12 protein-coding genes are annotated in these 12474 nt (G+C 59.1%); 9 read left to right on the top strand and 3 right to left on the bottom strand.

The features are described from left to right. The first annotated feature begins 15 nt into the window (after positions 1-15). Entirely contained in the window at positions 16-903 is an 888-nt protein-coding gene (gene folE2, locus ACW4TB_RS11690) for a GTP cyclohydrolase FolE2 (RefSeq protein ID WP_279932396.1), read from the top strand. Between the two features lie 4 nt (positions 904-907). On the opposite strand, the gene ACW4TB_RS11685 is transcribed toward folE2, so the two are convergent. Beyond that, positions 908-1435: a DUF3617 domain-containing protein gene (locus tag ACW4TB_RS11685; RefSeq protein ID WP_012316894.1), complete on the bottom strand. Its 528-nt coding sequence runs from the start codon at positions 1433-1435 to the stop codon at positions 908-910. A gap of 130 nt (positions 1436-1565) precedes the next feature. Between ACW4TB_RS11685 and cls the strand changes: the two genes are divergently transcribed. Then, on the top strand, positions 1566-3005 hold the full coding sequence (gene cls / locus ACW4TB_RS11680; protein WP_279932398.1) for a cardiolipin synthase: 1440 nt from the start codon (positions 1566-1568) through the stop codon (positions 3003-3005). A gap of 35 nt (positions 3006-3040) precedes the next feature. Here the strand turns inward: cls and cfaB are convergent, their stop codons facing one another. Further along, on the bottom strand, positions 3041-4225 hold the full coding sequence (cfaB, locus tag ACW4TB_RS11675; protein WP_012316896.1) for a C17 cyclopropane fatty acid synthase CfaB: 1185 nt from the start codon (positions 4223-4225) through the stop codon (positions 3041-3043). Positions 4226-4424: 199 nt separating this feature from the next. On the opposite strand from cfaB, the gene lpdA reads away from it, so the two are divergent. The 7 genes from lpdA to arsJ all read left to right on the top strand — a co-directional run bounded on the left by lpdA (position 4425) and on the right by arsJ (position 11415). Then, positions 4425-5825, top strand: a complete 1401-nt coding sequence (lpdA, locus tag ACW4TB_RS11670) for a dihydrolipoyl dehydrogenase (protein WP_012316897.1) — start codon at positions 4425-4427, stop codon at positions 5823-5825. A gap of 537 nt (positions 5826-6362) precedes the next feature. After that, the gene (locus ACW4TB_RS11665; RefSeq protein ID WP_012316898.1) at positions 6363-6719 is read left to right on the top strand and encodes a metalloregulator ArsR/SmtB family transcription factor; all 357 of its coding nucleotides are present in this window, start codon (positions 6363-6365) and stop codon (positions 6717-6719) included. A gap of 19 nt (positions 6720-6738) precedes the next feature. After that, positions 6739-7209: an arsenate reductase ArsC gene (locus tag ACW4TB_RS11660; RefSeq protein ID WP_012316899.1), complete on the top strand. Its 471-nt coding sequence runs from the start codon at positions 6739-6741 to the stop codon at positions 7207-7209. Between the two features lie 18 nt (positions 7210-7227). Further along, on the top strand, positions 7228-8289 hold the full coding sequence (gene arsB / locus ACW4TB_RS11655) for an ACR3 family arsenite efflux transporter (protein WP_279932402.1): 1062 nt from the start codon (positions 7228-7230) through the stop codon (positions 8287-8289). A 3-nt stretch (positions 8290-8292) separates the two neighbouring features. Beyond that, positions 8293-9009: an arsenical resistance protein ArsH gene (gene arsH / locus ACW4TB_RS11650; RefSeq protein WP_012316901.1), complete on the top strand. Its 717-nt coding sequence runs from the start codon at positions 8293-8295 to the stop codon at positions 9007-9009. 159 nt (positions 9010-9168) lie between these two features. Continuing rightward, complete coding sequence (locus ACW4TB_RS11645; protein ID WP_279932405.1) at positions 9169-10173, top strand: ArsJ-associated glyceraldehyde-3-phosphate dehydrogenase; 1005 nt, start codon at positions 9169-9171, stop codon at positions 10171-10173. A 9-nt stretch (positions 10174-10182) separates the two neighbouring features. Beyond that, entirely contained in the window at positions 10183-11415 is a 1233-nt protein-coding gene (gene arsJ / locus ACW4TB_RS11640) for an organoarsenical effux MFS transporter ArsJ (RefSeq protein WP_279932407.1), read from the top strand. A gap of 57 nt (positions 11416-11472) precedes the next feature. Here arsJ and ACW4TB_RS11635 read toward each other — a convergent pair whose 3' ends face one another. After that, positions 11473-12381: an isocitrate lyase/PEP mutase family protein gene (locus ACW4TB_RS11635; RefSeq protein WP_279932409.1), complete on the bottom strand. Its 909-nt coding sequence runs from the start codon at positions 12379-12381 to the stop codon at positions 11473-11475. Between the last annotated feature and the right edge of the window lie 93 nt (positions 12382-12474).

The raw sequence follows: 12474 nt of genomic DNA, 5'->3' as shown, positions 1-12474 counted from the left end.
TATCTGGTATTGCCAATGACTAGCCTGACGCTCCCCGATATCGCCGCACAGAACCATCAGCATGCTACGCCACTGGCCTGGGTGGGCATGTGCGGGATCGCCCTGCCCGTGCACTTCGACGGGCGTAGCGTGGCTGCTATGGCCGATGCAGGTGTAAGCCTGGAGGATGGCTCCTCGCGCGGTATTCATATGTCCCGGCTGTACCTGTCACTGGAACGTCTCGAACGTCAATCACTGACTCCATTGGCAATCCGCCAAATACTCGCAGATTTTCTGGCTAGCCATGAGGGCCTATCCCATGCAGCCTACCTGCGTTTGACCTTCGATCATTTGTTGAAAAGGCCGGCCTTGGTCAGCCCATTGGCAGGATGGAAAAGCTATTCGATCACCGTGGATGCCAAGATTGAAAATGGAATGTTCCACGTGGAACTATCGGTTCGCGTGCCTTATTCGTCGACCTGCCCATGCTCTGCGGCACTTGCACGGCAATTGATTCAGCAACAATTCCAGGCAGACTTTTCCGGGCAGGCAATAAACCGAGAGGCGGTCTTGGAGTGGTTGGGCAGTAGCCACGGCATTGTTGCTACTCCCCACAGCCAACGGAGCCTGGCTGAGGTTAACGTACGCTTGGGCGACAGGCTGGAGGTACTGCCGGTCACGGAGCTGATAGACCGGATTGAGGCAAGCTTGGGCACCGCCGTTCAAACAGCCGTGAAACGCGCAGACGAACAAGCGTTCGCCTTGGCCAACGGACAGAACCTGATGTTTTGCGAAGATGCCGCCCGCCGATTGCATCAGACGCTGCAGCAGATGGATTGGGCCAAGGCATTCAAGCTGCGCGTGGAACATGCAGAAAGCCTGCATGCCCACGACGCAGTAGCGGCCAGCCAATGGCAATGGTGAGTATTCAGGTACGCGGTTTTACTGTTCCACAGTCATTTCCCAGCCATACGGCACGGGTATTCATACTGCCCCGTTGCTGCACGCCCGAAGCATTGAAGGTCCCGTTGACCTGGGTAGTGAACTCCTTATCGCTGAGGAAGGTAGCCTGGCCGGTACCCTGAGCTTTCGGGCAACTGAACTGAAACTTCCAGACATTGCCGGTCCGGTCGGTAATCTTTTGCGTGCAGCCTGACTGAGGGTCCTGCAAGGGAATATCGTTTGTTTTCACCTGCTCCGGCGTCAGGCATGAACGCACGCCATTACCTGCTACTGCGATGCCTTGCTTGGCCAGCGCCCCTTCCATCATGGCCCTCTGCTCGGGCGGCAGGTTCTTCAGTTGGCCAAGCATGAACTGCATGTCCGGCAACGGCTTACCGTCGACCTGCATGTTGCTGGTGGTGAGTTCCCACAGCCCAGGCTGCAACATCTGCGCATGCACCAGTGGGCTGGCCAGGCCAAAAGCCAGGGCCAGCAGTGGCAGACGAATCTTCATGGACGAACGCTCCTCAAAATAACCGACTCAATGGCCGGGCACAGGCTTAGACGGCAAAACCGCTTTCAGGTTGCAAGGAGGCCCTGGAAGTGTTCTGTTATCTGCTGTGTATTTGCCAAGCAGGATGCGTATGGATTACCACAGCCCCTACTTCTTCGGCTATGTGCTCGGGCTCGTTCACTTGCTTGGCATCATCGCCGCGCTGCATGCGGTGTTTACCGTGCGTACTGCCCAAGGGGCCATTGCCTGGGCCATGTCGCTGTTCTTCATTCCCTACTTCACCCTCATCCCCTACCTGGTATTCGGTGCCCGCTCCTTCAATGCCTACATAAAGGCTCGGCGCCAGGCCAACCAGGAAATGCATGTGGCCATGGCCAACCTCAACTGGCGGCCATGGGTGGAGGAAGCCCTCACCGCTCGGGAGTCGCAGAGCTACGCCGCCTTGCGTGCCATGCCGAAACTTGGGCGAATGCCATGCCTGGCCAATAACCAAGTAAAGCTGTTGATCGATGGCAGGGCCACCTTCGACGCCATCTTCGCTGCTATCGAACAAGCGCGAGAAGTGGTGCTGGTACAGTTCTTCATCATCCACAACGACACCATTGGCAAAGCACTGCAGCAACTGTTGCTGCGCAAAGCGGCCGATGGCGTGAAGGTGTTCGTGCTGTATGACAGGGTTGGCAGCCATGCCTTGCCCGCCAGCTATAGCCAGAGCCTCAGAGACGGAGGTGTACAGATCCATGCCTTCGCCACCCGCCGCGGCTGGTTCAATCGCTTCCAGGTGAACTTCCGTAACCACCGCAAGATTGTCGTGGTCGATGGGGTCACCGGTTTCATTGGCGGGCACAACGTCGGTGATGAATACCTTGGCGGCAACCCCCACCTCTCGCCCTGGCGTGATACCCACGTGCAGATCGGCGGCCCGGTGCTGGCCTGCCTGCAGGAGTCTTTCGCCGAAGACTGGTACTGGGCGACGCGTCAGCTACCTCCACTGATCCTGCCAGACGCCTATCCGGACAATGGTGTGCTGTGCCAGGCCTTGGCCAGCGGGCCGGCAGATCCCCAGGAAACCTGCTCACTGTTTTTCATCGAAGCCATCCACTCCGCGACTCGCCGCGTATGGATCACCAGCCCCTACTTCATTCCCGACGAGGCCGTGTTCGCCGCGCTGCGCCTGGCTGTACTGCGCGGCGTGGATGTGCGCATCCTGATTCCGGCTCGCCCCGACCATCGGATCGTTTACGCAGCCTCCAGCCTGTTCGCCTTCGAGGCCGTACGGGCGGGGGTACGTATGTTCCGCTATCAGCCAGGTTTCCTTCATCAGAAGGTGGTGTTGGTGGACGACGAGGTCAGTGCTATCGGTAGTGCCAACCTGGACAACCGCTCATTCCGTCTCAATTTCGAAATCACCCTGCTGACCGTGGATCGGGATTTCGCGGATCAGGTCGAAACGATGTTGACCACTGATTTCGAGCAGGCCAGGGAAATTACGCCTGAGGACAGCAGTAAAACCCACCGCATTCAACAGCTGGGGATGCGTATCGCGCGGTTGATTTCGCCGATACTCTGATATGTGACCGGGGCAGCTAAAGCGCCCCGGGGGAATCAGCGATACAGGTCATCACGCGTCCAGGGCAGGTCATGATGCCCATCGGCGTAGGGTTTGACGGCAAGGATCTGATGCAGGTTGATCCAGCCCTTCTGGAATGCGTAGGCGCAGCCGGCCAGGTACAGACGCCAGATGCGCAGGGTTTTTTCCGGCACCAGCGCCGCAGCCCTGTGCAGCTGGTTCTCCAGGTTATCGCTCCAATGGTGCAAGGTCTTGGCGTAATGCATGCGCAAGCTCTCGACATCGACGACCTCCAGCCCCGCGGCACACAGGCTTGCGCTGATCATCGACAAGTGCGGCAGCTCACCGTTGGGGAATACGTAGTGGTCAATGAACTCACCCGCCCCTCGCCCCACCGGACGACCATCGACATGCTTGGCGGTGATGCCATGGTTCATCACCAAGCCACCCTCTCGCACAGCGCCGAACAACTTCTGGCTGTACAGCGCCAGATTGGCATGCCCGACATGCTCGAACATGCCAACGCTGACCACCTTGTCGAAGCGGCCATCCTGGGGAAGGTCGCGATAGTCGAGGATCTGCAGGTCGACCCTGTCGGCCAGGCCTTCTGCCTTCACCCGCTGCCGCGCCAGCTTGAGCTGCTCCTTGCTCAAGGTTATGCCGAACACCTTCGCACCGTACTCGCGTGCGGCAAAGCGTGACAGCCCACCCCAACCGCAGCCGACGTCCAGCAGGTAGTCATCGGCTTGCAGCCGCAGCTTACGGCACAGGTGGTCAAACTTGTCCTGCTGTGCCTGATCAAGGGTATTGTCCTGCTCACGGAAGTAGGCGCAGGAATACGCCATGTCCTGATCGAGCCAGAGTTGGTAGAACGCGTTGGAGACGTCGTAGTGGTAGGAGATGGACTTGGCGTCTGTGCGCTTGTCGTGAGCCACACGCTGTGGCGGTGCCTCATCTTCCTCCGTCAGCAAGGCTTCGCTCAGCTCATCACACACCCGAATGGCTTCACCGATATCGCCCTCCAGCTCCAGCTTGCCCTCCACGAAAGCAGCGCCCAGCTGGTGCATGCTTGGATGGGTCAACTGAGCGATCAACTGAGGCTCCTTGACGAGGATGGTGACCTGCGGACTGGGCCCCAGATCGAACTGGTTACCGTCCCACAGTTTCAGACGAAGTGGCAAGTGCAGGCTCTGCAGCGCCGGCGGAAGTTGCGCAAGCATGAACGACCCTCCTTCTGGGCTCGATACATGAAATTTCGAACACCACCGAATCAGGGTAGTTCATTCGTGCGAAGTTTCCGCTGAATGAACCAAGGTCTAGAACTAACTGATCTTATGAATACTGCAGATTGTATACAATTTAGCGCTCTCAGCTTAACCTTGTGTCCATCTCGCGCTTCTTCATCTGGAGTAGAAACCCATGAAATCCTATGACGTGGTGATCATCGGCGGTGGTCCCGGCGGCTACAACGCGGCGATTCGTGCTGGGCAACTGGGCCTGAGTGTCGCCTGTGTGGAAGGCCGCTCGACCCTAGGAGGTACCTGCCTGAACGTCGGCTGTATGCCGTCCAAGGCGTTACTGCATGCCTCGGAATTGTATGAGGCAGCCAGCGGTGACGAGTTTGCACACCTCGGCATCGAAGTGAAGCCAACCCTGAACCTCGCCCAGATGATGAAACAAAAGGACGAGAGCGTGACAGGCCTGACAAAAGGCATCGAATACCTGTTTCGCAAGAACAAGGTCGACTGGATCAAAGGCTGGGGCCGCCTGGATGGCGTCGGCAAGGTCATCGTCAAAGCCGAGGACGGCAGCGAGATCTCGCTGCAGGCCAAGGACATCGTCATCGCTACCGGCTCCGAGCCCACTCCCCTTCCAGGCGTGACTATTGATAACCAGCGCATCATCGATTCCACAGGCGCTTTGGCCCTTCCCGAGGTGCCCAAGCACCTGATCGTGATCGGCGCCGGCGTCATCGGCCTGGAGCTGGGTTCGGTGTGGCGTCGCCTGGGCAGCCAGGTCACCGTCATTGAATACCTCGACCGCATCTGCCCCGGCACAGATGAGGAAACCGCAAAGACCCTGCAAAAGGCCCTGGCCAAGCAAGGCATGGCCTTCAAGCTCGGCAGCAAGGTGACTCAGGCAACGGCCTCGCCCGACGGCGTCAGCCTGACGCTGGAGCCGGCCGCCGGCGGCGCTGCAGAAACACTGCAAGCCGACTACGTACTGGTTGCCATCGGCCGTCGTCCTTATACCCAAGGCCTGAATCTGGAAAGTGTCGGGCTGCAGACCGATAAACGCGGCATGCTCACCAACGAGCATCATCGCACCTCGGTACCGGGTGTCTGGGTCATTGGCGACGTCACCTCCGGCCCAATGCTGGCGCACAAGGCCGAAGATGAAGCGGTCGCCTGCATCGAGCGCATCGCCGGAAAACCCCACGAAGTCAATTACAACCTGATCCCCGGCGTGATCTACACCCGCCCCGAGTTGGCCAGCGTCGGCAAGACCGAAGAGCAACTCAAGGCAGAGGGCCGCGCCTACAAAGTGGGCAAGTTCCCCTTCACCGCCAACAGCCGCGCGAAGATCAACCATGAGACCGAAGGCTTCGCCAAGGTCCTCGCTGATGCCAACACCGATGAGGTACTGGGCGTGCATCTGGTCGGCCCAAGCGTCAGCGAGATGATTGGCGAGTTCTGCGTGGCGATGGAATTCTCGGCCTCGGCTGAAGACATCGCCCTCACCTGCCACCCGCACCCCACCCGCTCCGAGGCCTTGCGCCAGGCGGCGATGAATGTGGATGGGATGGCGATGCAGATCTGAGGTTCGAAACCCTGGAACGACGACCCTCCGATGGGGGGGGTTACAGTGAGCTCACATAACTGAAGCTGTTGCGGCAGGCCCCAAATCATGGGGCCTGTGGTCCGGTCCAGTCTTCAAAATATGTCTCCCGGCGCCCAGCCGAGCGGTATCAGCCAGGCTCGGATCAAACCGATGCTGACCTGCGCAAGCTTCCTCAATCGTTTTTCACGCGGGGTGCCACCATCGATGTCTGCTCATCCAAGATGAGTACACCCATCATCGAAGGGTTGCGATACATTCGAAAAAGCGTATATTCGAAAAATCATATACGCAGGGTGCCAAGTGATGACTGGCAAAATCAGCGTTCTGCTTGTTTGTACTGCAAACGCTGCTCACTCTCAGCTCGCCAACCTTTGCGCAGGCACACGGACCCTGTGCATTTCGACGCCTTCAGCGCAGTGACCGGTGACAAACACAATGCCTTCCGACACACCCTTCACGAGATCCATGAGCGCATCAAGATGTTCGTCCTTGTGAAAACCAAACACTGAGTAACCCATGACTGACTCGCTGACCCCTACCAAGGTCTTCAAATGCCTCGCCGACGAAAACCGCATTCGGATGATGCTGCTGATCGCACGCGAGGAAGAACTCTGCGTCTGTGAGCTGACCTGCGCGCTGGAAGAAAGCCAGCCCAAGGTTTCCCGCCACCTGGCGCAGCTGCGCACCTGTGACCTGCTGGAAGACCGCCGTCAGGGCCAGTGGGTTTATTACCGGCTGCATCCATCGCTTCCCGCCTGGGTACGTGAGGTCCTGGCGACGACGCTGGAAGCCAACCGCGAATGGCTGAGTACCAGCACCAAACGTCTGGACTCCATGGGTGACCGTCCACAACGCGTCGCCTCGTGCTGCTGATCCTTGCCGAGAAAAACCGATGAAAGTTCTGTTCCTCTGCACCGCCAATAGCTGCCGCAGCATCCTCTGCGAGGCCGTTTTCAATCACCTGGCCCCGGCCGGCATGAAGGCCTACAGCGCCGGCAGCCAGCCAAAGGGTGAGGTGCACCCGCAGTCCATCACCGCGCTGCAGCGTGCCGGTATCTCCACCAAGGACCTCAGCAGCAAGTCCAGTGACGCGCATGCCGAGCTGGCACCGGACTTTGTCATCACCGTCTGCGACAAGGCCGCTGGCGAAGCCTGCCCCGTTTTCTTCGGACCAGCAGTGAAAGCCCACTGGGGGCTCTCCGACCCTTCGGACCTGCAGGGCAACACCGCCGAGTTGGACGCTGCGTTCGACGTCACGCTTGAGCAGATCAAACGACGCTTCAAGGCATTCCTCGCGCTGCCTTTCGAACAACTGGATGCGGCCCAGCTCAAGGTCGAGCTGGCCCGCATCGGAACGCTCTGACATTCAGGGAGATCCACCATGAGCAAAAGCCGACTTTCATTCCTCGACCGCTATCTGACGGTCTGGATCTTTCTGGCCATGGGCCTGGGCATTGGTCTGGGCAGCCTGTTCCAGGGATTGCCAGCGTGGCTGAACAGCCTGTCGGTAGGCTCGACAAACATCCCCATCGCCATTGGCCTCATCGTCATGATGTACCCCCCTCTGGCAAAGGTGAAATACGAGGAGTTGCCGCAGGTCTTCAAGGACAAACGCATCCTCACGTTGTCGCTGATCCAGAACTGGGTGATCGGCCCGGTCCTGATGTTCGGACTGGCCGTCGTCTTCCTTTCCGACAAGCCCGAGTACATGACTGGCCTGATCCTCATCGGCTTGGCACGCTGCATCGCCATGGTCCTGGTGTGGAACCAGATCGCTGGTGGCAACAACCAGTACGTGGCCGGTCTGGTCGCCTTCAACAGCATTTTCCAGATCCTGTTCTTCAGCGTGTACGCCTGGATCTTCCTGGGCCTGCTGCCGCCGCTGTTTGGCCTTGAGGGAAGCGTCATCGAGACCAGCTTCCTCGAAATCGCCCAATCGGTACTGATCTACCTGGGCATCCCGTTCCTGGCCGGTTTCCTGACCCGCAAGATCCTGATCAGCAGCAAGGGCGAGACCTGGTACCAGGAGCGCTTCATTCCGAAGATCAGCCCGCTGACCCTCTTGGCACTGCTGCTGACCATCATCGCCATGTTCAGCCTGAAAGGCGACATGGTGATGCAACTGCCGCTGGATGTGCTGCGCATCGCTATCCCGCTGACCATCTACTTCGTGGTGATGTTCTTCATCAGCTTCTGGATGGGCAAGCTGCTGGAGGCCGACTACCCGCGTACCACTGCGCTGGCATTCACCGCAGCGAGCAACAACTTTGAACTGGCCATTGCCGTGGCCATCGCCACCTTCGGTCTCGCCTCGCCGGTGGCGTTTGCCACCGTCATCGGGCCTTTGGTGGAAGTGCCGGTACTGATCTCACTGGTAGGCGTGGCCTTGTGGCTCAAGCGCCGCTGGTTCGATCAGCCATCGGGTGACTTGCCTCAGGAGTAAATCATGACCGAACACCACATCCCCAACATCGACAACGACCTGGTCGACCTGCCGACCGCAGACAAACTGGCAGTCGAGCAAAAGTCCACCCATAAGCCTCGCATCCTGTTGCTCTACGGATCGACCCGCGAACGTTCCTTCAGCCGTCTGCTGACAGAAGAAGCAGCCCGCCTGCTGGAACACTTCGGTGCCGAAACGCGAATCTTCAATCCGTCCGGTCTGCCATTGGCGGACGACGCCCCCGATGACCACCCCATGGTCAAGCAGCTGCGCGATCTGGTGCTGTGGTCCGAAGGCATGGTCTGGTGCTCGCCAGAACGCCACGGTGCAATGACCGGCGTGTTCAAGTCGCAGGTCGACTGGATTCCACTGAGCATGGGCGCCGTGCGCCCGACCCAAGGCAAAACCCTAGCGGTGATGCAGGTCTGCGGCGGCTCGCAGTCGTTCAACGTGGTCAACCAGTTGCGTGTCCTCGGCCGCTGGATGCGCATGTTCACCATCCCTAACCAGTCGTCCGTGCCGAAGGCCTATCTGGAATTCGATGAGGCGGGCCGCATGAAGCCCTCTTCGTACTACGACCGTGTCGTCGACGTGATGGAGGAGCTGGTGAAGTTCACCCTGCTGCTTCGTGACCGCTCCGACTACCTGGTCGATCGCTACTCCGAGCGCAAGGAGTCCGCAGAAGAACTATCCAAGCGTGTCAACCAACGATCCATTTGAGGCTTTCTGAGCAGGCAACTGCACCCGTCTTCCGTGCTGGCAACGCTGCAGAAAGCTGTTGCGCCCACGTGCGATCCAGAACGCTGCGCACGATGGGTACATCAACCAGTTCAGCGTCACCCTCTGACCATTCGTTAATCGCGATCCGAGAACAAGAACATGGCTATCAAGGTAGGTATCAATGGGTTTGGCCGTATTGGTCGCCTGGCGCTTCGCGCGTCCTGGGACTGGCCGGAATTCGAGTTTGTGCAGATCAATGACCCGGCCGGTGACGCCGAGACCCATGCCCATCTGATCAACTTCGATTCGATCCACGGACGCTGGCACCGAGAAGCCCGCGCAGAAGGCGACGCGGTAGTGATCGAAGGCAAGCGCCTCAAGGTCACCGCGAACAAGACCATCGCGGACAGTGACTGGTCGGGCTGCGACCTGGTCATCGAGGCCAGCGGCAAGATGAAGTCGGTAGCCGTGCTCCAGGCCTACCTGGATCAGGGCGTCAAACGTGTGGTGGTCTGCGCTCCAGTGAAGGAGAAAGGCGCACTGAACGTGGTGATGGGCGTCAACCAGCACCTGTTCGACCCGGCGCAGCACCGTATCGTCACCGCCGCCTCCTGCACCACCAACTGCCTGGCCCCGGTGGTGAAGGTGATTCACGAGAACCTGGGCATCCGCCACGGCTTGATCACCACCATTCACGACCTCACCAATACCCAGAGCATCCTCGATACACCGCACAAGGACCTGCGCCGTGCCCGTGCCTCAGGCATGAGCCTGATCCCGACCACCACGGGCTCGGCCACCGCAATCGCCGAGATCTTCCCCGAGCTGCGCGGCAAGTTGAATGGTCACGCCGTGCGCGTACCGCTGGCCAACGCCTCGCTGACCGACTGCGTGTTCGAAGTGGAACGCGAGACAACGGCTGAAGAGGTCAACGCGCTGCTGAAGGCCGCGGCCGAAGGTCCGTTGAAAGACATCCTGGGCTACGAAGAGCGCCCCTTGGTGTCCATCGACTACCGCACCGATCCGCGCTCCTCGATCATCGACGCGCTGTCGACCTTGGTGGTCAATGGCACCCAGGTGAAGATCTACGCCTGGTACGACAACGAGTGGGGCTACGCCAACCGTGCAGCTGAGCTGGCACGCCTGGTCGGCGCAGCGGAGTAAACCGCGATCATGAAGGCGTTGTCAGCCCTGTCTGCACAAGTGCGTCAGTACCTGCTGGTTACCGGCAATTACTGGGCCTTCACCCTCACCGACGGTGCATTGCGCATGTTGGTGGTACTGCACTTCCATTCGCTGGGCTACACGCCGCTGCAGATCGCGGCGCTGTTCCTGTTCTACGAAGTGTTCGGCGTGATCACCAACCTCGTGGGCGGCTACCTCGGCGCCCGCCTAGGGCTCAACCGCACCATGAACATCGGCCTTGGCATGCAGGTTGTGGCCCTGCTGATGCTCACGGTACCGGCAGCCGGGCTGACGGTGCCCTGGGTGATGGCCGCCCAAGCGCTGTCCGGCATTGCCAAGGACCTGAACAAGATGAGCGCCAAGAGCTCCATCAAGCTCTTGGTGCCGGACAGCCAGCAAGGCACCCTCTACAAGTGGGTAGCCATCCTGACGGGCTCGAAAAACGCGCTCAAAGGCGTGGGCTTCTTCCTTGGGGGAGCACTGCTTGCGCTGCTCGGCTTCACCCTGGCAGTGCTGGCCATGGCTGCAGTACTGGCTCTGATCTGGATCGGCAGTTTGATGCTGCTGAAAAAGGACTTGGGCAAAGCCAAGGCCAAACCGAAGTTCCGCGACATGCTGTCCAAGAGCCGGGCCATCAACATCCTCTCGGCCGCACGGCTGTTTTTGTTCGGTGCCCGGGACGTCTGGTTCGTCGTGGCGTTGCCGGTGTACCTGAGCACGGCGTTTGGCTGGGACTTCTGGCTGGTCGGTGGTTTCTTGGCCGCGTGGGTGATCGGCTATGGCATCGTCCAGTCGCTTGCTCCTCACATCACCGGCAAGAAGCGCGGTCATGTGCCCGATGGCAGAGCGGCCTTCATCTGGGCAATCGCCCTGGCCGGGCTCCCAGCGCTCATAGCCGTGGGCCTGTCGGCAGGCTGGTCGGCGCAAATAGTGCTGCTTGGTGGGTTGATGCTGTTCGGCGTGCTGTTCGCGGTTAACTCATCGCTGCACAGCTACCTGATCGTCAGCTATGCCAAGGAAGACGGCGTCTCCCTGGATGTAGGCTTCTACTACATGTCCAACGCCCTCGGTCGCTTGGTCGGCACGTTGCTGTCAGGTTGGGTGTTCCAAGCTTATGGGTTAGAGGCTTGTTTGTGGGTCTCCAGCATCTTCGTATTGACTGCCGCACTCATCTCGATCGCACTGCCTAGGCATAGTGAAATTGCACACCAGGCAAACTGATCAGTGAGGAAGGGCGGGGGCCGTCAGGCCTCCGCTTTCACCAAAAACTGCTCGATTTCAGTTGCAGAGCTGCGGGCCGCGTGGGGTGACTCCGCATGGCGAGTCGTGCCCCACCTTCAGATACGTCTTTGTCCACTCTCGATAACTTTCGACGCGCGTGTACTTCGAAATCAGCTCAGGAAGGGAAAGTTCAGGCCCCTGTGAACCGCTTTGCTCACGCAGCGCTTGGTAGATCGACTTGATCGCTGAAAAATAAGGGGCATGCCCATTGACCACGATACGCACATTGGCCGCGCTAAGTTTTTCAACATCGCAGAGGGCTGGATTACCGTAGTTGATAAGCATGATCGGCGTGGTGAGGTGTTCCGTGAGTGCCGCTAGGTGATGGAAGTCTTTGACCCCGACCAAACAGATAGCATCTGCACCCGCTTTCTCATAGGCCGCAGTACGAGCGATAGAATCTTCTAAAGTGGTTGCGGCCACGTTCGTTCTGGCGATGATGCTGAGGCTGTCATCCGAGCGGGAAAATCGAGCTGCGTAGATCTTGGCTGCTGCCTCTTCCTCTCCGATCAGCACCGGCGACTGCTCTTCGTACCTGGCCGGCAGATGAGTGTCTTCCAAGGTTAACGCGGCAACCCCGGCTTTCTGCAACTCACTGACTGTGCGCATGACATTCAGCGCATTCCCAAACCCATGGTCGGCGTCTGCGATGACAGGGATTTGGCTCGCGCGCCCAACTCTGGTGACCTGCTCGACGTATTCATCAAGCGTCAGGAGTGCAATGTCCGGTGCCCCAAGCACTTGAAGCGAGGCGACAGAGCCTCCCTGTATACCCACCTCGAAACCGAGGTCGGATGCCATACGCACCGAGATGGGATCGAATACAGAAGCAGCAAATTTACAGACATGTCCTTGAAGCAGATCACAAAACGCCTTGCGCAATTCATGATGCGATCGCTCGATCATATTCGGCTCCATTAAGTTCATTCCGCTGGTGCAGAGCACGCTTTGCGAGACTATAGAAACAAGATCACGACCGATCACCGCCGACCTCCAAGC

Source organism: Lelliottia jeotgali (genome assembly GCF_977070485.1).
This window is presented reverse-complemented; position numbering and strand designations above follow the sequence as displayed.